Annotated in this window: 20 protein-coding genes and 1 tRNA gene; 12 read left to right on the top strand and 9 right to left on the bottom strand. The window is 66.5% G+C overall.

Going from position 1 to position 21,107, the window contains the following annotated elements; all coding sequences use genetic code 11:
- The first annotated feature begins 145 nt into the window (after positions 1-145).
- Positions 146-1,309 (top strand): amino acid ABC transporter permease, encoded by a 1,164-nt coding sequence (locus AC1DYU_RS19360; RefSeq protein WP_476793040.1) that lies wholly within the window; start codon positions 146-148, stop codon positions 1,307-1,309.
- Positions 1,306-2,370: an amino acid ABC transporter permease gene (locus tag AC1DYU_RS19355; protein WP_476793039.1), complete on the top strand. Its 1,065-nt coding sequence runs from the start codon at positions 1,306-1,308 to the stop codon at positions 2,368-2,370. The genes AC1DYU_RS19360 and AC1DYU_RS19355 overlap by 4 nt, the downstream gene beginning before the upstream one ends.
- Positions 2,371-2,440: 70 nt before the next feature.
- Here AC1DYU_RS19355 and AC1DYU_RS19350 read toward each other — a convergent pair whose 3' ends face one another.
- Positions 2,441-2,992: a GcrA family cell cycle regulator gene (locus AC1DYU_RS19350; protein WP_476793074.1), complete on the bottom strand. Its 552-nt coding sequence runs from the start codon at positions 2,990-2,992 to the stop codon at positions 2,441-2,443.
- A gap of 600 nt (positions 2,993-3,592) precedes the next feature.
- Between AC1DYU_RS19350 and AC1DYU_RS19345 the strand changes: the two genes are divergently transcribed.
- The 4 genes from AC1DYU_RS19345 to AC1DYU_RS19330 are packed head-to-tail and all read left to right on the top strand — an operon-like array spanning position 3,593 to position 7,562.
- Entirely contained in the window at positions 3,593-4,828 is a 1,236-nt protein-coding gene (locus AC1DYU_RS19345) for an aspartate aminotransferase family protein (RefSeq protein ID WP_158485884.1), read from the top strand.
- 35 nt (positions 4,829-4,863) lie between these two features.
- Positions 4,864-5,784 (top strand): ornithine carbamoyltransferase, encoded by a 921-nt coding sequence (argF, locus tag AC1DYU_RS19340; protein WP_476793038.1) that lies wholly within the window; start codon positions 4,864-4,866, stop codon positions 5,782-5,784.
- On the top strand, positions 5,784-6,812 hold the full coding sequence (locus tag AC1DYU_RS19335; RefSeq protein ID WP_476793037.1) for an Hsp33 family molecular chaperone: 1,029 nt from the start codon (positions 5,784-5,786) through the stop codon (positions 6,810-6,812). The genes argF and AC1DYU_RS19335 overlap by 1 nt, the downstream gene beginning before the upstream one ends.
- A 30-nt stretch (positions 6,813-6,842) precedes the next feature.
- Positions 6,843-7,562: an HAD family hydrolase gene (locus tag AC1DYU_RS19330; RefSeq protein ID WP_476793036.1), complete on the top strand. Its 720-nt coding sequence runs from the start codon at positions 6,843-6,845 to the stop codon at positions 7,560-7,562.
- A 22-nt stretch (positions 7,563-7,584) separates the two neighbouring features.
- On the opposite strand, the gene argE is transcribed toward AC1DYU_RS19330, so the two are convergent.
- The gene (gene argE, locus AC1DYU_RS19325) at positions 7,585-8,760 is read right to left on the bottom strand and encodes an acetylornithine deacetylase (RefSeq protein WP_476793035.1); all 1,176 of its coding nucleotides are present in this window, start codon (positions 8,758-8,760) and stop codon (positions 7,585-7,587) included.
- Positions 8,757-9,149 (bottom strand): Co2+/Mg2+ efflux protein ApaG, encoded by a 393-nt coding sequence (gene apaG, locus AC1DYU_RS19320; protein ID WP_158485880.1) that lies wholly within the window; start codon positions 9,147-9,149, stop codon positions 8,757-8,759. The genes argE and apaG overlap by 4 nt, the downstream gene beginning before the upstream one ends.
- 206 nt (positions 9,150-9,355) lie before the next feature.
- Between apaG and AC1DYU_RS19315 the strand changes: the two genes are divergently transcribed.
- A complete protein-coding gene (locus AC1DYU_RS19315; protein WP_476793073.1) occupies positions 9,356-10,516 on the top strand; it encodes a 2'-deoxycytidine 5'-triphosphate deaminase in 1,161 nt (386 codons plus the stop codon).
- A 119-nt stretch (positions 10,517-10,635) separates the two neighbouring features.
- Positions 10,636-10,710, top strand: a tRNA-Gly gene (locus AC1DYU_RS19310).
- A 52-nt stretch (positions 10,711-10,762) separates the two neighbouring features.
- Here AC1DYU_RS19310 and AC1DYU_RS19305 read toward each other — a convergent pair.
- Together AC1DYU_RS19305 and AC1DYU_RS19300 are read right to left on the bottom strand one after the other, a co-directional pair.
- Entirely contained in the window at positions 10,763-11,971 is a 1,209-nt protein-coding gene (locus AC1DYU_RS19305; RefSeq protein WP_476793034.1) for a BaiN/RdsA family NAD(P)/FAD-dependent oxidoreductase, read from the bottom strand.
- A 146-nt stretch (positions 11,972-12,117) separates the two neighbouring features.
- Positions 12,118-12,573 (bottom strand): hypothetical protein, encoded by a 456-nt coding sequence (locus AC1DYU_RS19300; RefSeq protein WP_476793033.1) that lies wholly within the window; start codon positions 12,571-12,573, stop codon positions 12,118-12,120.
- Positions 12,574-12,905: 332 nt separating this feature from the next.
- Here AC1DYU_RS19300 and phnX point away from each other — a divergent pair, with 332 nt between their 5' ends.
- Complete coding sequence (gene phnX / locus AC1DYU_RS19295; protein ID WP_476793032.1) at positions 12,906-13,715, top strand: phosphonoacetaldehyde hydrolase; 810 nt, start codon at positions 12,906-12,908, stop codon at positions 13,713-13,715.
- A gap of 15 nt (positions 13,716-13,730) precedes the next feature.
- On the opposite strand, the gene AC1DYU_RS19290 is transcribed toward phnX, so the two are convergent.
- Positions 13,731-15,431, bottom strand: coding sequence for an AMP-binding protein (locus tag AC1DYU_RS19290; RefSeq protein WP_476793031.1), 1,701 nt, complete (start codon positions 15,429-15,431; stop codon positions 13,731-13,733).
- 203 nt (positions 15,432-15,634) lie between these two features.
- On the opposite strand from AC1DYU_RS19290, the gene AC1DYU_RS19285 reads away from it, so the two are divergent.
- The 3 genes from AC1DYU_RS19285 (at position 15,635) to AC1DYU_RS19275 (ending at position 17,147) form a co-directional block, all read left to right on the top strand.
- The gene (locus AC1DYU_RS19285; RefSeq protein ID WP_476793030.1) at positions 15,635-16,138 is read left to right on the top strand and encodes a YciE/YciF ferroxidase family protein; all 504 of its coding nucleotides are present in this window, start codon (positions 15,635-15,637) and stop codon (positions 16,136-16,138) included.
- A 194-nt stretch (positions 16,139-16,332) separates the two neighbouring features.
- On the top strand, positions 16,333-16,509 hold the full coding sequence (locus AC1DYU_RS19280) for a hypothetical protein (protein WP_476793029.1): 177 nt from the start codon (positions 16,333-16,335) through the stop codon (positions 16,507-16,509).
- Positions 16,510-16,550: 41 nt separating this feature from the next.
- Positions 16,551-17,147 carry an SCO family protein gene (locus AC1DYU_RS19275; protein ID WP_476793028.1) on the top strand — a complete coding sequence of 199 codons (597 nt, stop codon included), beginning with the start codon at positions 16,551-16,553 and terminating at the stop codon, positions 17,145-17,147.
- Here AC1DYU_RS19275 and AC1DYU_RS19270 read toward each other — a convergent pair.
- The 3 genes from AC1DYU_RS19270 to AC1DYU_RS19260 form a co-directional block, all read right to left on the bottom strand.
- Positions 17,092-19,017, bottom strand: a complete 1,926-nt coding sequence (locus tag AC1DYU_RS19270) for a glycosyltransferase family 2 protein (protein ID WP_476793027.1) — start codon at positions 19,015-19,017, stop codon at positions 17,092-17,094. The two genes, AC1DYU_RS19275 and AC1DYU_RS19270, sit on opposite strands and share 56 nt — an antisense overlap.
- Positions 19,018-19,145: 128 nt before the next feature.
- Positions 19,146-20,363: a tryptophan synthase subunit beta gene (gene trpB / locus AC1DYU_RS19265; RefSeq protein WP_476793026.1), complete on the bottom strand. Its 1,218-nt coding sequence runs from the start codon at positions 20,361-20,363 to the stop codon at positions 19,146-19,148.
- Positions 20,360-21,049 carry a phosphoribosylanthranilate isomerase gene (locus AC1DYU_RS19260; RefSeq protein ID WP_476793025.1) on the bottom strand — a complete coding sequence of 230 codons (690 nt, stop codon included), beginning with the start codon at positions 21,047-21,049 and terminating at the stop codon, positions 20,360-20,362. Before AC1DYU_RS19260 ends, trpB begins: the two co-directional genes overlap by 4 nt.
- Between the last annotated feature and the right edge of the window lie 58 nt (positions 21,050-21,107).

Below are 21,107 nucleotides of genomic sequence, written 5' to 3'. Positions count from 1 at the left end.
CGCCGTCATCCCGGACAAGCCGCGTAGCGGCGCCGATCCGGGATCCATGCCTGAACCCCTCAGGAATGGATCCCGGGTCTCCGCTTCGCGCCGCCCGGGATGACGCGGTGTTTCCCGCAGAAACCTTGCTTGCGGGCCATCCAGGTTGACCAAAACCCTCGCCCTTCTCAACGACAAGCGTGTCCGCGACGTGGCCTATCAGGTCGCCGTCGTGGTCGGGCTCGTCGGCCTGACCGTGTTCTTCGTGCGCAACGCCTCGGAGAACATGGTGAAGGCCGGCATCGCCTCGGGCTTCGACTTCCTCTGGCGCAATTCGGGCATCGACGTGCCCTTCGTGCTGACCGACTACACCCGCGCCGACACCATCCTCGGCCTGTTCTGGGCCGGCGTCGCCAACACCATGCTGGTCACGGTGGTGGCGATGGTGCTGGCGACCGCGCTCGGCTTCCTCGTCGGCATCGCGCGGCTCTCCTCGCACTGGCTGCTCTCGACGCTTGCGGGCGCCTATATCGAGTTCGTCCGCAACATCCCGCTGCTGTTCTTCGTACTGTTCTGGTATTTCGGCGTCATCGCCGCGCTGCCGGCCCCGCGCGACAGCGTCAGCGTCTTCGGGGTCGCCTTCCTCAACAATCGCGGCCTGACGATCCCGCTGCCCGACGCGCCCGCGAATTTCCGCTGGGCGCTCGCGGCGATCCTGCTGTCATGGCTGGCGCAATGGCTGGTCTCGCTCTGGGCCCGCCGCCGCAAGGATCGCACCGGCCAGGATGCGCCGATGCTGGCGATCGGCCTGGTGCTGATCGTGCTGGTGCCGGTGCTGGCGGTGACCTGGGCGAGTCTGGCGACGCGCTGGGACATCCCTGTCCTGCGCGGCTTCAATTATCGCGGCGGCTTCGTCGTCATTCCGGAATTCGTCGCGCTTTTGGCGGCGCTCGTCACCTATACCGCCGGCTTCATCGCCGAGATCGTGCGCGGCGGCATCCAGGCCGTGCCGCATGGCCAGGTCGAGGCGGCCTCGGCCCTCGGCCTGCGCTCCGGTCGAATCCTACGCCTCGTCACCATCCCGCAAGCGATGCGGGTGATGATCCCGCCGCTGACCAACCAGTATCTCAACGTGCTCAAGAACTCGTCCTTCGGCGCCGCGATCGCCTATCCCGACGTTGTCAGCCTGTTCATGGGCTCGGCGCTCAACAACACCGGCCAGGCGATCGAGATCATCGCCATGACGCTGGCGGTCTACCTCGTCATTGGGCTGGCGGTCTCCGCCTTCATGAACTGGTACAACGCCAGGATCGCGCTGGTGACCCGATGAGCGCCACCGCGATGGGGATAGTGGGCTTGCCGCTCTGGCGCCGGCGCCTGTTCGGCACGCCCGCGACCGGCGTCGTCACGATCCTGATCGGGCTTGCTCTGGTCTGGCTTGCGGTTCCGATGATCCGTTGGGCTGTGATCAACGCGACCTGGAGCGGCACGACCCGGGCGGATTGCGCGCCCGGCGGCGCCTGCTGGGTCTTCGTCAAGGCCCGCTTCGGCCAGTTCATGTACGGCTTCTATCCGCCGGACCAGCGCTGGCGCGCCGATCTTGCCGGCCTGCTCTTCGTGTTCGGCGCGGCCGCCACCGTCTTCGCGCCGCCGCGCCTGCGATTGAAGATCGGCGTTGCCGCGCTGGTCATCCTCCCGCCGCTCGGCATCTGGCTGCTCGCCGGCGGCTTTGGCTTGCGGCCGATCGAGACGCGCGAATGGGGCGGGCTGATGCTGACCCTGTTCATCTCGGTCTATGCCAGCCTGATCGCGATTCCGCTCGGTATCCTGTTCGCGCTCGGCCGGCAATCGGAATTGCGCGTCATCCGCCTGATCAGCGTGCTGTTCATCGAGTTCTGGCGCGGCGTGCCGATCATCGCGGTGATCTTCCTCGCCTCGCTGCTGCTGCCGCTGATCCTGCCGGGCGGCATCGGCATCGACCGTCTGGCCCGCGCCGTGATCGGGCTCGGCCTCGTCATCGCCGCCTATATGGCCGAAGCGGTGCGCGGCGGCCTGCAGGCCCTGCCCCCGGGCCAGCGTGAAGCCGCGACCGCGCTCGGCCTGACCTACTGGAAGGCGACAGGGCTGATCATCCTGCCACAGGCGCTGCGGATCTCGCTGCCGGCGATGACCAATGAGTTCATCGCGCTGGTCAAGAACACCACGCTGGTCCTCGTGGTCTCGATCCTCGATCTGCTCGGCATCGCCCAGGCCTCACTCGCCGACCCCGCCTGGGTCGGCATGAACATGGAGGCCTATGTCTTCTCGGGCTCGATCTACTGGCTGATCTGCTTCGCGCTCTCGCGCTGGAGCCGCCATCTCGAGATGATGGGACGGCGCCAGCACCGCTGAACCCGGCCTTGGACCAATAAAAAAGCCGGCCCGAAGGCCGGCTTTTTCGATTCCATGATCCTTCAATGCGTCAGGCGCGCGCCACCCGGCCGCGGTCGCGCCGGCGGTCGGCGGCGGGCTGGTAGGCGATGCGGGCGTGGTAGCTGCAATAGGGCATGCCAGTCTGCGAGCGGCCGCCGCAGAAGCGGAATTCCGGGGTCGTCGGGTCGCCCATCGGCCAGCGGCACATGAATTCGCGCAATTCCATGATGGTGACGCGCTCGGAGAACGGCACGACCACCTCTTCCGACGGCGCGGGTTTATGCTCGGCCTCGGCTTCCGCCTCGGCTGCGTATTGCGGGGCGAGCGCATTGGCGCCGCGCGTCATCCCACTTTGCCCGCCGTTCATCGGATGGCTCGGCGAGCGCGTCGGCGTCTTGCGCGGCGTGGCTGCGCGGGGCGCGCTGGCGGCGGCCGGGTTCTTGGCACGGCCCGACAGGCCGAGCCGGTGGACCTTTCCGATCACCGCATTGCGCGTCACGCTGCCGAGTTCGGCTGCGATCTGGCTGGCGCTCAGGCCGTCGCTCCAGAGCTTCTTCAAAAGCTCGACGCGCTCTTCCGTCCATGCTCCGGCTTCGTTCATCGGGCTCACCTGTCTTCTCCGGCCGCCTCCTATGGAGTCGACCTGTGGGCGGATCATGGCGGAATCCGATACCGGCGGCGTCCGTCGTTAAACGGAAGCCGTTACAGCCGAAACTGACGGTACAGGGGTCGCCGCACGAGATGTCGTATCTGACAAGGCCGACCATACAAGATGCCCGGACTCGGCGACAAGAGTCGGCGAATCGGAAATCGGTTTTTCCCCAGGCGATTCGTCGATCGCCCGTCAAGCGAATCTTTTCCGCAACACTGCCCCTGCGGCAGGGGGGCGGGCACAGAACGACCGCGCCGCGACACCGAATTGCAGGCGCCGCAGCCCGGAATTGACAGAGGCGGCGGCCTTTAGCATAGTCGTTCCGTTCTGCCGCCGCCCTCTTGGGCGGCGCTTATGTTTTACGGATCAGGGTCTTCCACGATGCGGATGACGGTGCGACGAGACGTCGGAAGCTGGCTGCGACGATAACGTCGTCGCCGGGTCGCGATCGGCTGTGCAGCTAAGAGCCTGCCATCGGCCTTCCCGGACCACCGTTTTCAGTCCAGCGCCAATCCGTAACTCACCGCCCGTCGCGAGGATCTCAATCCCATGGCCTCCGCCTCCAAGACCTCTGCCCCTGTTTCCGCTGCCCCGTCCGTCCTCCTGCCGACCTATGCCCGCGCCCCCGTGGCTTTCGAGCGCGGCGAAGGCCCCTGGGCGATCACGGCTGACGGCACCCGCTATCTCGATTTCGGCGCCGGCATCGCCGTCAATTCGCTGGGCCACGCCCATCCGCATCTGGTCGAGGCGCTGACCGCGCAGGCCGGCAAGATCTGGCACACCTCGAACCTCTACACGATGCCCGAGGGCGAGCGCCTGGCGCGCCGGCTTTGCGAGGCGACCTTCGCGGAGCGCGCCTTCTTCACCAATTCCGGCGCCGAGGCCAATGAGGCCGCCATCAAGATGGCGCGTAAATACCATGCGGCGAAGGGCCACCCAGAGCGCTTCCGCATCATCACCTTCGAGGGCGCCTTCCACGGCCGGACGCTGGCGACCATCGCCGCCGGCGGCCAGCAGAAATACATCGACGGCTTCGGCCCCAAGGTCGACGGCTTCGACCAGGTGCCCTTCGACGACGAGGCGGCGCTGAAGGCGGCGATCGGCCCCGAGACGGCAGCCCTGATGGTCGAGCCGATCCAGGGCGAGGGAGGCTTGCGCCTGGCCCCGCCGCGCTTCCTGCGGCTGCTGCGCGATCTCTGCGACGAGCACGGCCTGATGCTGATCTTCGACGAGATCCAGACCGGCGTCGGCCGCACCGGCAAGTTCTTCGCCTATGAGCTCTCGGGCGTGACGCCTGACATCATGTCGGTCGCCAAGGGGATCGGCGGCGGCTTCCCGATGGGCGTCTGCCTCGCCACCGAAGAAGCGGCTTCGGGCATGACGCTCGGCACGCATGGCACGACCTTCGGCGGCAACCCGCTCGCCATGGCGGTCGGCAATGCGGTGCTGGACGTCATCCTGGCGCCGGGCTTCATCGACCATGTCGCGCAGACCTCGCTGCGGCTGAAGCAGTCGCTGGCCGAGCTCAAGGACAAGCATCCCGAGGTGATCGCCGAGATTCGCGGCGAGGGGCTGATGCTCGGCCTCAAGCTGCACACGCTGAACACCGATTTCGTCGCCGAGGCCCGCGCTGCCGGCCTGCTCATCGTGGCTGCCGGCGACAATGTCGTGCGCCTGCTGCCGCCGCTGATCATCGGCGACGCCGAGGTGGCCGATGCCGTCTCGCGGCTCGACCGCGCCGCCGGCGCCATCGAGGCCACGCTGAAGCGGCCAGCCGCCGAATAACGCCCTTTCATTCCCGTGATACGAAGGACGCGCCCGTGACGCGCCATTTCCTCGATCTCTCCGATTTCTCCGCCACCGAGCTGCGCGCCATCCTGCGCGCCGGCGAGGAGATCAAGTCGCGCCGCCGCACCCCCGGCGCGACCGCCGACCGCCTGCTCGAAGGCAAGGTCGTCGCCATGGTTTTCGAGCAGCCCTCGCTGCGCACGCGCGTCTCCTTCGATGTCGGCATCCGCGAACTTGGCGGTTCGCCGATGATGGTCACCGGCCGCGAGATCGAGCTCGGCGAGCGCGAGACGATCGCCGACACCGCCCGCGTGCTCTCGCGCTACGTCGATGCGATCATGATCCGCATGCTCGACCATGATGCCGTGGTCGAGATGGCGAAATACGCCACCGTGCCGGTGATCAACGGCCTGACCAAGCGCCAGCATCCGTGCCAGGTCATGGCCGACGTCATGACCTTCGAGGAGCGCAAGGGCTCGATCCAGGGCAAGCGCATCGCCTGGACCGGCGACACCAACAACGTCCTGACCTCCTGGGTGCACGCCGCCGGCCGGCTCGATTTCGAATTGGCCATCGCGACGCCCGAGGAACTGGCGCCCCCGGCTGCCTTGCTCGACTGGGCCAGGAAGCAGGGCGCGAAGCTCTCCTTGACCACCCGGCCCGAAGCTGCGGTCGAAGGCGCCGATTGCGTCATCACCGATTGCTGGGTCTCGATGGGCGACGAGGAAGGCACGCGCCACAACCTGCTGCGGCCCTATCAGGTCGATGAGCGCCTGCTCGGCCGCGCCGAGAAGGACGCGATCTTCATGCACTGCCTGCCCGCGAGCCGTGGCGAGGAGGTCACCGACGCCGTCATGGACGGGCCGCAATCGGCCGTGTTCGACGAGGCCGAGAACCGCCTGCACGCGCAGAAGGGCATTTTGGCCTGGTGCTTCGGCGGGGTCGCCGCCTGATGGCCGATACCGACACCGGCGCAGGGCATGCCGCGCTTGAAGGACTCGCCGCGCTCGACGACCGCGTCGTGCCCTTCACGGTGCCCGATCTCGACGTTCGCGGCCGGGTCGTGCGGCTGGGCTCGTCGATCGACACCATCCTGGCCCGGCACAACTATCCCGAGCTCGTCTCGCGCGTGCTCGGCGAGGCGGCGGCGCTGACCGTGCTGCTCGGAACCGCGCTGAAATTCGAGGGCCGCTTCCAGCTCCAGACCAAGAGCGACGGGGCGATCTCGATGATGGTCGTCGACTTCAACGCGCCCGATAATTTTCGCGCCGTCGCGCATATCGACGAGGCGAAACTGGCGGAAGCGGTCGCTGCCGGGACTTTGAGCACCGGCGATCTGCTCGGCGAGGGCCATCTCGCCATGACCGTCGATCAGGGCTCGGCGACGACGCGCTATCAGGGCGTGGTGGCTCTGACCCGCCAGAGCCTCGAAGAGGCGGCGCACCAGTATTTCCGCCAGTCCGAGCAGATCCCGAGCCGCATCCGGCTCAGCGTCGGTTCGATCGTCGGTCCCGGCGACAGCCGGCACTGGCGCGCCGGTGGGCTTCTGGTCCAGTTCATGCCGCATTCGGTCGACCGGCTGCGCGCCGCCGACATCCATCCCGGCGACGCGCCCGAAGGCCATCAGATCCTGAGCAACGACGATCCTGACGGGATCAGCGACGATGCCTGGGCGGAAGCGCGCTCGCTGGTCGAGACGGTCGAAGATCACGAACTGCTCGACCCGCTGCTGGAAAGCGAGCGGCTGCTCTACCGCCTGTTCCACGAGCGCGGCGCGCGCGTCTTCGAGCCGACCCTGGTTCACGAAGCCTGCCGCTGCTCGCGCGAGCGCGTGCTCGGCATGCTGCGTGGCTTCTCAGGCGAGGACCGCAAGGCGATGGTCGCCGATGACGGCACGCTCGGCGTCACCTGCGAGTTCTGCTCGCGGCGCTATGTGTTTGAAGCGACCGAGGTCGAGGATGGGCCGTCGACCGGCGCGTGACCGGGGTCCGGCCCGACATCCGAGGGTCTGATGACGCGCAATCTCACCACCATCGGCTTCGATGCCGACGACACGCTCTGGCAGAACGAACAGTTCTTCCGTCTGACGGAGGAGCGTTTCGTCGCCCTGCTGGGTGCCCATGGCGAAGCGGCGGAGATTTCCGGCCGTTTGCTGGATGCCGAGCGCCGCAACCTCGCCTTCTACGGCTTCGGCATCAAGGGCTTCGTGCTCTCGATGATCGAGACCGCGATCGAGATCACCAAGGGTGAGGTCAAGGCCTCGGTGATCGGCGAGATCCTGACGGCCGGCCGCGAGATGGTCGCCCACCCGGTCGAGACCTTGCCGCATGCGCGCGAGACGCTTGCGCAGCTTGCCGGCGACTATCGGCTCGTCGTCATCACCAAGGGCGATCTCTTCGATCAGGAGCGCAAGCTGGCGCAGTCAGGCCTCGGCGACCTGTTCCACGGCGTCGAGATCGTCAGCGACAAGACGCCCGAGATGTATCGCCGCGTCTTTGCCCGCCATGGCGACGGGCCGGAACGCGCGATGATGGTCGGCAACTCGCTGAAATCGGACATCCTGCCGGCGCTGGAGGCCGGCGCCTGGGCCGTCCACATCCCGCACGAGCTGACCTGGGCGCTGGAGCACGCCGAGGAGCCGACCGGGCAGCCGCGCTACCGGCGCATTCCCTGCCTGTCGGCTCTCGACGAACTGGTCCGGCTGATCGAGGCGGAAGCGGCGGCCCCGTGAGACGGGACCGCCCGAACGGTTTTCAGACGCGGCACTCTACCATCAGCTTGCGCATGAAGGCCTCGCCGGCGGCGAACTGCTCCAGTGTGATGTATTCGTCGGGCTGGTGCGCCTGGTCGATCGAGCCCGGCCCGCAAACGATCGTCGGCAGCCCCGCCCCCTGGAAATGTCCGGCTTCCGTCGCATAGGCGACCGCGATGGTGCGGTTTCGGCCCGCGAGCCGCATCACCAGCGTCTCGGCTTCGGAGCCCGGATCGGGTGCAAGGCCCGGCACGTCGGAGCTCATCACCGTCTCGATTGTGGCTGAAGGCGCAGTCTTGCGCATCCGGGCCAGCACCTCCTGCGATAACGCCGCGAAACGCGCCGGCACGTCCTCGGGGTCCGAGCCCGGCAGGGTGCGGACCTCCCAGGAGAGATCGCAGCGATCGGCCAGGATGTTGCGGGCGATACCGCCATGGAACTTGCCGACATGGACGGTGTCGTAGGGCGGATCGAAGCGGCCGCTCTGGTCCGGGTTCGCCTCGCGCTCATCGGCGAAGCCGACCAGCCCGGCCGAAAGCCGGATGCCGCCATGCACGGCGCTCGCCCCGAGATGCGGCTTGGAGGAATGCGCGGGAACGCCGGTGATCGTCGTGAAGAAGGTGCGGATGCCCTTATGCGCATCGGCCAGTTCGAGCGAGGTCGGCTCGCCGACGATCACGGCGCGCGGCTTCGGCAGATCCTTGCCCATGCGGGCGATGCCATCGACGACGCCGAGGCAGGTGACCTCCTCGTCATAGGAGAAGAACAGGTGGATCGGCGTCTTGAGATCGGCCGCCAGGAAATCCGGCACCAAAGCCAGCGCCAGCGCGATGAAGCCCTTCATGTCGACGGCGCCGCGACCATAGGCCTTGCCGTCCTCGACATGCAGCGTGAACGGATCGCGGCTCCAGGCTTGGCCCTCGACCGGCACGACATCGGTATGGCCAGACAGCAGCACGCCGCCCTGGTCCTGCGGGCCGATCGTGGCAAACAGTGCCGCCTTGTCGCCGGTGGCGTTGGGGATGCGGATCGAGGACACGCCCCAGCCCGCCAGATAGTCCTCGACGAAGGCGATCAGCGGCAGGTTGGATTTGTGGCTCACCGTGTCGAAGGCGACGAGCTTGGCGAGCATGTCGAGCGGCGCGAGGCGCTCACCCGTCGGCGAGGAAGCAGTCAATGCAGGACCTTTTTCACATAAGGGGAATCGAGCGGGAACAGCGGCACTTCGACATCAAAGATCGTGCCGTCCTCGCCCAGCATGGCATAGAAGCCGCGCATCGAGCCGTCGGGCGTCATCAGCGGGCAGCCCGAGGTGTAGCTGTAGCTCTCGCCCGGGCGCAGCACCGGCTGCTGACCGACGACGCCGTCGCCGCGCACCTCGTGGACCTCGCCGCGCCCATCCGTGATGAACCAGTGCCGGCTCATGAGCTGCACGGTCTGCGCCGAGAGATTGAGGATCTCGATGGTATAGGCCCAGAAATAGCGACCCTGCGCATGCGAGGATTCGCCCTCCATGAAGCTCGGCACGGCGATCACGCGCACGCCATGCGTCTCCGCTTGATACATCGCCACGGCTCCCGAGCCGGCGGTCCGGCCGCGACCGCCATCATCCCTCCGTGTTTGCGGCGTCGGAGCCGGCCGGTCAACCCGCCCGGCAGGCTCGAATCGCGTGGACAAGTCGTGTTAGGGGACTCGCCTGCGACGCGACGCGCGATCAAAGAGAATGTTTGTCGTCGCCACAGATGGGCAACCGATCAATGGCCGTTCCTGACATGCTGGCGGATATCGAGAAGGGGCCGCACTCGTCGAGCCTCAGCGGGCAGTCCGGCGTGCTGCCGCGCCAGGACATCCGCAAACTCGTCCAGCGCCGGATGATCCGCTCCCATTCGGGCGAGTTCGTCGAAAGCCAGTTCCAGCCGGCCAGCATCGACCTGCGCCTCGGCCATAAGGCCTATCGCGTTCGCGCCAGCTTCCTGCCGGGCCCGAACAAGAGCGTCGAGCAGGCGCTCGCCGACCTGACGCAGGACACCATCTCGCTGGAGGGCGACGGCGCCATCCTGGAGAAGAACTGCGTCTATGTGGTCGAGCTGATCGAGACGCTCGAAGGTCTGCCGGAAACGATCTCCGCCTTCGCCAATCCAAAGAGCTCGACGGGGCGTCTCGACGTTTTCACGCGCCTGATCGCTGACAGGGCCGAGGTCTTCGATACTGTGCCGGGCGGCTATACGGGCAGGCTCTACGCCGAAATCTCGCCGTCCAGTTTCTCGATCCGCGTGCGCAAGGGCAGCCGGTTGAACCAGCTCCGGTTTCGCCGCAGAGCCTCCAGTCAAGAAGAGGGATCAATCTCTCAGATTAGCGACAAAGAACTGAGAGAATTGCACAAGAAAACACCCTTAGTTGATGGTGACCCGACTATCAGGAATGGGCTGATTTTTAGAATCAATTTGGCTGGATCGTACATTGGAGATACAGTCGGATATCAAGCTCAAAGATTCACGGATGTTGTTGACGTTGACAATGTCAACGCTTATGCGGTGGATGATTTCTGGATTCCAGTCAAATCAAATAATAACAAGCGTCTAATACTCGACCCGCATCAGTTTTATATTCTCGCTTCGAAAGAAAAATTGCACATTCCTGCGACGCATGCTGCTGAAATGGCTCCAATTGATCCAACTATGGGTGAGTTTCGAGTACACTATGCGGGCTTCTTCGACCCTGGGTTCGGTGTCGGCACTGGAGGTATGCCGGGGAGTCGCGGTGTCCTCGAAGTCCGCAGCCACGAAGTCCCCTTCCTGCTTGAGGATGGGCAGGTCGTCGGTCGGCTGGCTTTCGAGCGAATGTCCGCGAAACCGGATGCGCTATATGGTGCGATCGGAACATCAAATTACCAAGGGCAAGACCTCAAGCTCTCGAAGCACTTTAGGAGCTGAGCTTCCGGGCAGCTGCGCGCGCATCGCCTGCCACCCGGCGATTCCCGGATGACACCAGACACGCGAGCCGCTATGAACGGCCTGCTCCGGCGCAGCCTCCTACGTCGCGACGGACGCATGCGGGCGTAGTTCAGTGGTAGAACGTCAGCTTCCCAAGCTGAATGTCGTCGGTTCGATCCCGATCGCCCGCTCCAACCTTCCAACCAGCGCGAGACTTTGAGCCTGGCCGCTGCGGTCGCTCGCCGCTCAGCCGCTGCGTTCGGCGATGGCCGTGCCCGCCGCCCAGCCCGACGACCACGCCCATTGGAAGTTGTAGCCGCCGAGCCAGCCGGTGACGTCGACGACTTCACCGATGAAGTACAGGCCGTCGACCGCCGTTGCTGCCATCGTCCGCGAGTTCAGGCCGGATGTGTCGACGCCGCCCAGCGTCACCTCCGCGGTGCGGTATCCTTCCGATCCGATCGGCATCACGTCCCAGCCCTGAATGATCGCCGCGATCGCCGCGAGTCTCTTGTCGCTGGCGTCGCCGATCGGTCCCGCCCAGCCATGGGCGTCGGCAAGATAGGCTGCCAATCGCTTCGGCAGGAGATCGCCAAGCGTATTGGCGATGCTCCTGCGGCCGTTTTCCTGTCTGGACGCGCGCAACGCGGCGAACACATCCTGCTTCGGCAGAAACGCGATCCTGACCGATGCTTTTTCGCGCCAATAGGACGAGATCTGCAGCATTGCGGGGCCGGAAAGCCCGCGATGCGTGAACAGCAGCGCCTCCTCGAATGTGGCCTTGCCGCAGGAGACGCGCGCATCGGCCGCGACGCCGGCCATCTCGCGAAACCCGGCCAGCAGGTCTTCCCCGAACGTCAGCGGCACGAGCGCTGGGCGCGTCTCCGTCACCGCCAACCCGAACTGGCCGGCGATCTGGTAGCCGAGGCTGGACGCTCCCATTTTCGGGATGGATTTTCCGCCGGATGCAACGACGAAGTGCCGGCAGCGAATCGTGGCAGCCCCCTCACCACCGAGCTTGACCGCGAAGCCGTCATCGATCGTTGCGATGCTATCCAGCGTGGTGTTGAGGCGCAGTTCGCAGGCCACGCGCGCCATCTCGTCCAACAGCATCGCGATGATGTCCTTGGCGGATTCATCGCAGAAGAGCTGTCCGAGCGTTTTCTCGTGATAGGCGATGCCGTGTTTTTCGACCAAGGCCACGAAATCATGTGGCGTGTATCGGCCCAGCGCGGATTTCGCGAAATGCGGATTGTTCGACAGAAAATTCCGCGCGCTCGTTCCGATATTGGTGAAGTTGCAGCGGCCTCCGCCGGAAATGCGGATTTTCTCTCCGGGCGCTTTCGCGTGATCGACGATGAGAACACGCCCGCCGCGCGATGCGGCATGGATCGCGCACATCATTCCAGCAGCGCCGGCGCCCAGGATGACGGTGTCGAAATGCGCGATCGGCATCGAATGCTGCTAGCCCCGGAAAACGCTCGACGGGCATTGCACTGCGCGGCGAGGTTCGCAACCGGCATTGCTGGTCGCGGTGATCGCGCCAGCCTGCGCGCCGATGCCCCGAACCTCGTTGGGCACCGGGACGCGGGCCGCAGGCCTTATTTGAAGCCGATCAGGACGCCGTCCGCACCCAGCGAGAATTGCAGGCCCTGGCGTCGCGTGGCCAGGCGAATGGTGACGCCCTTGGTGTTGCGCAGCCACAGCCGTCCCCGGCCCTGGTCGCCGAGCGCCCAGCCTTCGCGGAGCTGGACATAGGCTCCGGTGAAATCCTCAACCTGCGTCAGGCCGTAGACAGTTCCGGTCGCCGTCAGGCGCGAGGCGCCGATGCCGCCGACGCCCAGTCCGCCGACGGTGATGCCATAGCTGCGGCCGCCGAATTTCAGGGTTCCGCCGCCGATTGCGCCGGAGCCGATGAAGGCGACCTGGAGCTGCTGAATCCGGACCGAGCCGGTCGGCGGCCCAAGATTGCGCTGCTGCGACGAGGCTGGTGCTGCCAGCGTCAAGAGCGCGACAAGCGAAGCCATCGCGGCCAGCGTCGATCTGAAGAATGTCATGGTCGGCTCCCTGTTTCGGTCTTGTCCGCGCCGTGTGGTCGGGCCCGTGACGCTGCGGTTCGTCGCCGCCGGCCCGTCTTCAGAACAGCTCAACCTAGTGGGTGATCGCGATATGACGCAACAGCACCTTGCGGACCGGAACGGGCCGCCCGGACATTTGCACTCCCGCGACTTCAAGCTCTCGATGAAGTCAGGGATACTCCAGGACTGACGAGAGTGGCGTGCTCCATGCATCTGAGCTGGTGCCGGACGGGCGGACCGGTTTCGTCGCCGGATCGTCACCGCCTGCCGCTATCGCAGGCGGTCGTTTCGCCAACATGTGGATTGAGACAATGTCGCTGAGCCAGATCAGGGCCGTCGTGTTCGACTGGGCCGGAACCGTCGTTGATCATGGCTCGCTGGCGCCGATGGGGGCCTTCGTCGAGGCCTTCGGGGAGTTCGGCGTCACCGTCACGATCGACGAGGCCCGCATCCCGATGGGCATGGCCAAGCGCCCCCATGTCGCGGCGCTCTTCGCCATGCCGCGCATCGCCTCCGAATGGCAGCGCGCGCGGGGCAATGCGCCCACCGACGCCGACATCGATGCGGTCTATGACGTCTTCGTGCCCAAGAACCTCGCCGTCGCGGCGGCCTTCTCGGATCTGATCCCGGGCGCCGCCGAGGCCGCCGCCCGCTTGCGCGCGGACGGCGTACGCATCGGCAGCACCACCGGCTATACCCGCGAGATCATGGCGCAGGTCACACCTCGCGCGCAGGAGCAGGGCTTCGTCGCCGATGCGATGGCCTGCACCGGCGATGCACCCGATGGCCGGCCGACACCATTCCTGATGTGGCGCGTCCTGACCGAACTGCAGGTCTATCCGGCCTGGCGCGCGGTGAAGGTCGACGACACCGAGGTCGGCATCGGCGAGGGCATCAATGGCGGCGCCTGGACCGTCGGCGTGGCGGTGACCGGAAACGTCTTCGGCCTCTCGCTGCCCGACACGCTGGCGCTCTCGGCCGAAGACTTCGCGGCCCGCCGAGAGGTTGCGACGGGCAAGCTCAAGGCGGCCGGCGCGCATTATGTCATCGATGGCGTCGCCGATCTCGCGCCGGTGCTGACCGAGATCGACAAGCGCATCGCGCGCGGCGAACGGCCTTGAACAGAGCCGGACCTGTCAGAGTAGCGCGCGCAGCTCTTCCTTCTTGACCTTGCCGGTCGCGGTCATCGGCAAGGCCTGCACGATCCGGATTTCCGGCACCTTGTAGGCCGCCATCCGCTCGCGGCACCAGGCCGCAAGCGCCGCCGCGTCCAGCCCCGACGCGTCTTCGCCCAGCGCGATGAAGGCGACCGGGACCTGTCCGCGCTCGGTATCCTCGCGACCGATCACACCCGATCCCGCGATGCCGGGATGCTGACCGAGCATCGCCTCGATCTCGGCCGGGAATACGCTCATGCCCTTGACCTTCAGCATCTCCTTGCGGCGGCCGAGGAAGTGCAGATAGCCCTGCTCGTCGATGACGCCGATATCGCCGGTATGCAGGAAGCCGCCGCGGATCGCCTCGGCGCTGGCGTCAGGCCTGTTCCAGTAGCCCTTGAACAGCGAGGGCGTGCGCACGCAGATTTCGCCGGTCTCGCCCAGTGGCAGCAGGGTGCCGCTGTCGAAATCGCAGATCTTGAAGTCGGTGCCGGGCACGGGTAGCCCGACGAAGACCGGCTGCGATAGAAGGTCGAAATCATCCTGCTGCATGCCGATGGTGAAGGTGTCCATCGTGTGGGTTTCGGTCATGCCCCAGGCGGCTTCGATCATGTCGGCGCCGGTCAAGGCGCGCCAGCGGGCGCGAAAATCCGGGTTCAGCTTCTTCACGAAGGACGAGACCCGGACCTTTCGAAGCGAGGTCAGGTCGAACGAGGCGGAGGCAGGGTGCTCCAGGAGCTCGACGGTGTTGTCGACGAGCAGATAGGCGAAGCTCGCCTTGTAGCGCGCAACCGCGGTCATGAAACCGATCGCATCCCAGCGCGCCATCAGCACGACGGTCGCGCCCGCCACCATCGGGAACAGCAATCCCGTATCCTCTCCGGCGATCCAGAAGACCGGAACGAAGTTGACCACGACGTCGTCGGGGGTCAGCGCAAAGCTCGCCGCCAGGCTGGTGCCGGCGGTGTAGAGCATGTCGCGCTGGGTATGGATGCAGCCCTTCGGCATACCGGTGGTCCCGCCGGTGTAGTTCAGCGCCGCGACGGCATCGAGATCGATCGTGACCACCGGTGCGGGCGTCGCCACCTGCGCCAGCGCCGGCAAAAGGTCGATCGCATCCTCGCAAGCGATCCTGGGCTGCAGCAGGGCTTGCGGCACTGGCATGGTCGGGAGGGCGGGCAGCATCTCGGCGAAGCTCGTCACGAAGACGGTCTCGACGGACGTCTGGTCCCGGACCTGACGCAGCAGCGGCATCAGGCTGTCCAGGCAGACGACGATCCTCGCGCCGGTATCGTTGAACTCATAGGCGAGTTCGGCCTCGCGAAAGAGCGGATTCACCGGCACATGGACGCAGCCGAGCTTCAGGATGCCGAAGAACGCCAGCATGAATTGCGGGCAGTTCGGCAGGAACACGGCAATGCGGTCGCCGGAGCGCACGCCATGCGCATGCAGCAACGCCGCAAAACGCTCGCTCAGATCGTCGAGTTCGCGATAGCTGACCTCGCGGCCGTAGAAGATGCAGGCCGGCTTGTCCGGCTGGCGCCGGGCCCATTCGCGCAGATGCTCGCTGATCGCGATCTCGCCGAGCGGATAGCGGGGCTCGCGCGGAACCCCGGCCGGCCATGCTGCGCTTTGCAACTCCCGCAGCCGGGCGAAATAGGTCGCTTCATCCATCGTCATCGCGCAACGCCCGTTGGGGTGCTGACGGCACCCTGGAGGACCGCGAAACTACCGGGTCGGCCATGGCGTGCAAGCCACGGCTTGGAATGGCCCGCCAGGGAACGCCTTCTGAAAACGTTACGAAAACAAGGCCACAAAGGAGGAGTGGAACCGCAGGCCTTGTCCCTCGTTTGGCGACCGGTACCCCAACCCGGAGAACACCCATGGCCACGACCCCCAAGCCCCTCGACGAGCTGTTCCACGACATGCTCAAGGACGTCTACTACGCCGAAAAGCAGATTCTGAAGGCGCTGCCGAAGATGGCGAAGGCGGCGAAGTCGCCCGAGCTGAAGAAGGCTTTCGAGACCCACAAGACCGAGACTGAAGGTCAGGTCGAGCGCCTGAGCGAGGTCTTCGAACTGATCGGCAAGGCACCGCGCGCCAAGACCTGCGACGCCATCCTCGGCATCCTCGAAGAGGGCAAGGCCGTAATGGAGGACTATGCCGACAGCCCGGCACTCGACGCCGGCCTGGTCGCTTCCGCCCAGGCGGTCGAGCACTACGAGATCGCGCGCTACGGCACCCTCAAGGCCTGGGCGACCCAGCTCGGCCACAAGGACGCGGTCAAGCTCCTCGACGAGACGCTGGCCGAAGAGACAAAGACCGACAAGGCGCTGACCCAGCTGGGCGGCCCGGCGAATTCTGCGGCGGTTGCCAAGGCAGCCTGATCGCAGATCCAAGGCAGGGCCCGCCGAGCGGCACTCGACGGGCCCTGCCGTTTTTTGTTGGCTTGGGTGTTCGGCATCGCCCGACGGATTTGGGCGGTTTGATACTCTTGGGGGGCGAGCATGCTGGGGTCATGCTTTGCCTGCGTCACGGATGCCGCTTCCGGCAGCGGCGCTGTCGGGCTATGCTCCCGCTCATGACACAGCTCGACGACAGCCATGAAGCCGATGCGCCCGCGCCTTCGCGCCTGGGCATCGCCATGCTGGGCGGCGGGACGGGAACCCTGCTGCTGGCCGGCCTGCTGCTCTGGTGGCGCGAGGGCGACCGTCTCTTCACCGATGGTCTGATCGCCAGCATTGTCGCCTGTTTCTGAAGACACCTACCGTTTCGTGGCCCGGTCGGGCCGCCATCAGGATGCCTCCCGTGAATCGCCGTCTTGTCCTGCCTCTCGTCGTCTTCCTCGTCGGCGCGCTCGCGCTCGCCGCCGCCGCGATCCTGACCTTCTCGCCCGGCCGGCAGGGTCAGTCCGGCACCGCGAGCGTCGGCGGGCCGTTCACGCTGACCACGCAGGAGGGCAGGCCGCTCACGGACAAGGACCTGCGCGGCGCGCCCTTCCTGGTCTTCTTCGGCTTCACCCATTGCCCCGACATCTGCCCGACCAAGCTGTTCGAGATCTCCGAGACGCTGCGGGCGGCAGGTGCGAAGGGCGAGAAGCTGCGCGCGCTTTTCGTCACCGTCGATCCCGAGCGCGATACGCCAGAGGTGATGAAGAGCTATCTCGGCTCCTTCGACCCGCGCATCCTCGGCCTGAGCGGCGACCGGCCCGCGATTGACGCCATGGTCAAGGCCTATCGCGCCTATGCCCGCAAGGTGCCGCTCAAGGATAACGACTACACCATGGACCACACCGCCCTGGTCTATCTGATGGGCAAGGACGGCAGCTTCATCGGCGCCTTCAACATCGAGCAGCCTCCGGCGCAGGCGGCGCAGGAATGGCTGCGCCACCTGTAAAGGGCTCGGCGAGCGGCGCGCGCTGGCGGGCCAGCCCATGCGTCGTCTTGTTCCAGCTGAAGCGCTGCGCGCGATATTCGTGCAGCGCCATCCAGGCGGCGACGCAGACCAGCCCGTAATAGAGCGGCAGCAGCGGCAGATAGAGCAACAGCCTCGGCGAGCCACGCCGCAGCGCGCCGATGGCCGGCGGCAGGAACAGCGCGATTGCCCCGAAGATCCAGACCGCCACCGCCAGTCCCGAGGTCAGGCTGTGGAAGGCGTTGGTCGGCGAGAGCAGCGACCCGTCGCGCCAGGCCAGGAATGCCGCGACGGCGAAGGCCGGATAGGCCAGCGCAGTCACGACCGTGCCGAGACAAAGCGACAGGAAGGCAAAGGTGGCGAGAACGCCGGCCTCGCGCAGCAGCCGAACCGGCGCGCGCGAATGCGTCACCAGCGTCTGCATATAGCCCTTGATCCAGCGCGAGCGCTGCTTCAGCCAGGCATGCAGGGTCAGTGGCGCCTCCTCGCGCGTGTCGGAGGGCAGATCGCCCATGCGGTAGCCCGCCCGCGCCAGCCGCACGCCGAGATCGGCATCCTCCGTGACGTTCCAGGCATCCCAGCCGCCGACCGCCCTTAGCGCCCGGGTCCGGAAATGGTTCGAGGTGCCGCCCAGCATGATCGGCAGGCCCGAGCGCAGCAGGCCCGGATTGAGCACCTCGAACAGCCCGGCATATTCGAGTGCGAACAAGGCCGGCAGCCATCCTTCGTCGGCATGGTCGATGACGAGGCGCGCTTGCAGGCAGGCGAGGTCTTCCGGTGCGCGCAGGAACCGGGCGGCCGCCATGCGCAACTGCTGCGGGTCGGGAATATCCTCCGCGTCGAAGATCGTGAAGAGCGCGCCGCGCGCCTCGATCAAGGCGAGATTGAGCGCCCGCGGCTTGGTGCGCGGCAGGCCTGGCGGCACGATCGTGACGGTGACATGGCTTGGCAGGACCAGGCGTGCCAGCGCCGCTTGCATGCCTGTGTCATCGGCTTCGATCAGCAGGCGGATGTCGAGCTTGGCGGTGGGATAGTCCAGCGCCGACAGGGCGCGCAGCATCTGGCGCAGCACCGTCTCTTCCCGGTAAAGCGGCACGGCGACGGTGTAGACCGGCAGGCGGCTGTCATCGACGCGCCAGCGCTGCTGCCGCCAGAGATCGGGGGCGGGCTGCTCGATCGCCGCCGCCAGCCGTAGCAGGATCAGGCCGAGGAACACCGGTCCGAGCAGCAGCGCGACGGAAAAGAACGTCTCCAGCGGTGCGAAGACCCCGCCGGTGGCGGCGGCCGCTGCTGCGATGGCAGCCGTGATGCGCTGGCCACGGCTGGCGCCGGTGCGGGCACTGTCGCGCGCCAGGCCGGCTGCGTCGAGATTGGCGGCGCGGATTGCGAGCGCTGCGCCATTGGCGCGCCGAAGCGCCTCGCCGAAGCGTCGCGGCGTGACCACGGCGATGTCGTCGCGCTGGCGCGGCCCGGCTTCGAGCATCCGGCGCAGCGCCGGCCCCTCGGGCGCCAGGATGAAGCGAACGCGCCTCGCGGCATCGCCAGCGACAGGCGCGATGCCGCTGCGCAGGATCGCGCCGTAGTTGCCGCCTGAAACGAGATCAAAGTCGCCGGTATCAAAAGGCAGGCCAAGCTCTGCGGCGAAAGCGCGATAGAAGCCGTCCTCGTCGATCAGCCCGAGTGCCAGGAGTTCGCGCGCGGGCTCGGTGCCATAGCGACCGGCGCGTTGCGCGGCCAAAGCGAGGCCCGTGGGCGCCACGCCATGGCGCGAGAGAAAAGCGATCTCGACCGGCAGGCCGGTGAAGGCCTCGCCGCGCTCGTCAGAACGCCCGTCGTTCCCGCTGCCCCCCAATGGCCCGGTTCCGCCCCACGCAACAGCACAGCCCCGGGCCGAGAAGGCTGGGACAACTCATGGTTGCCGGTTTGCTGCGGGGAGTCGAGAGGGCGAGGCGGATTCTACGTGCTGGACGCCGTTTTCGATCACATGCCGCCGAGAATCTCGGCGACCTGGGGGATGTCCTTGTCGCCGCGACCGCAGAGATTCATCACCATCAGATGATCCTTCGGCAGCTTCGGCGCGAGTTCCATCACCTTCGCCAGCGCATGGGCCGGCTCCAGCGCCGGGATGATGCCCTCGAGCTTCGAGCAGAGCTGGAAAGCGTCGAGTGCCTCCTGGTCCGTCGCCGAGATATAGCTGACGCGGCCGGAATCATGCAGCCAGGCATGCTCGGGGCCGATGCCGGGATAGTCGAGCCCGGCCGAGATCGAATGCGCGTCCTGGATCTGCCCGTCATCATCCATCAGCAGATAGGTCCGGTTGCCATGCAGCACGCCGGGCCGTCCGCCGGTCAGCGACGCCGCATGCAGGCCCGACGACAGGCCATGGCCGGCGGCCTCGACGCCGAACATCTTCACGCTGGGGTCGTCGAGGAAGGGGTGGAACAGGCCGATCGCATTCGAGCCGCCACCGATCGCGGCGATCAGCGAATCCGGCAGGCGCCCTTCGGCCTCCTGCATCTGCTCGCGGGTTTCCCTGCCGATCACGCACTGGAAGTCGCGGACCATGGCCGGGTAGGGGTGCGGGCCGGCCGCCGTGCCGATGCAGTAGAACGTCGTCGCGACATTGGTCACCCAGTCGCGCAGCGCCTCGTTCATGGCGTCCTTGAGCGTCTTGGTGCCGGATTCGACCGGCACAACGGTGGCGCCCAGCATCTTCATGCGGAACACATTGGTCGCCTGCCGGGAGACGTCGACCGCGCCCATATAGACGATGCATTCCAGCCCGAAGCGGGCGCAGAGCGTCGCGGTGGCGACGCCGTGCTGGCCGGCGCCGGTCTCGGCGATGATGCGCTTCTTGCCCATGCGGCGTGCCAGCAGGATCTGGCCGAGCACATTGTTCACCTTATGCGCACCGGTATGGTTCAGCTCGTCGCGCTTGAAATAGATCTTCGCGCCGCCGAGATGCTCGGTCATGCGCTCGGCGAAATAGAGCGGCGAGGGCCGGCCGATATAGTGCTTGAGGAAGCTCGCCATATCCTTCTGGAAGCCGGGGTCGACCTTGGCGGCCTCATAGGCCTGCTCCAGCGACAGCACCAACGGCATCAGCGTCTCGGCGACGAAACGCCCTCCGAACAAGCCAAAACGGCCGTTCTCGTCGGGGCCGGAGCGGTAGGTGTTGGGGGTCTGGGGCGCGTTCATGTCCGGCCTGCCTCTGCTGTCGCTGCTGCCGACGCGGCCCGTGCCGCGGCGACGAAATCTTTGATCGCGCCGATATCCTTGACGCCCGGCGCGCTTTCGACCCCCGACGAGACGTCGATGCCCCAGGGCTTCGCGATGGCGACGGCCTGGCCGACATTCGCCGGATCGAGCCCGCCCGATAGCATAAAGGCCAAAGCCGGGTCGAGCGCGGCTAGCAGCCCCCAGTCGAACGGCCTGCCATGTCCGCCGGGATAGGCAGCGTCCTTCGGCGGCTTGGCATCGAGCAGGATGCGGTCGGCGATTCCCTGATAGGCCCCGATCGCGGCAAGATCATGCGCCCCGCCCACGCCAAGCGCCTTGATCACGCGCAGGCCCGTCGCGGCCTTGATGGCGCCGACCTGCTCCGGTGTCTCTCGCCCATGCAGCTGCAGCCAGTCGGGCTTGAGCGCGTCAGTGAGGTCGCGGGCCTCGCTTGCATCGCGATCGACGATGAGCGCCACGATTTCGGCGCGTCCGCGCGCGATGGCCGCCAGTTCTGTGGCCTGCACGCCCGATACAAAACGCGGGCTTCTCGGATGGAAGACGAGGCCGATCATCTCCACGCCCGCATCGAGCGCGGCGTGCAGCGTCTCCGGCGTCGACAGGCCGCAGATCTTGATCGTGAGGGGCGCGATGGCTCGGTCCATGGCGCCGCCATAGCATGAACGTGAGACGCGCCGCACTTGCGACATGATGGCAGGCGAA

It is taken from the genome of Allobosea sp. P2_B12, from assembly GCF_056404835.1.
Note: the sequence above shows the minus strand (reverse complement) of the source record. Positions and strands in the feature narration are given on the sequence as shown.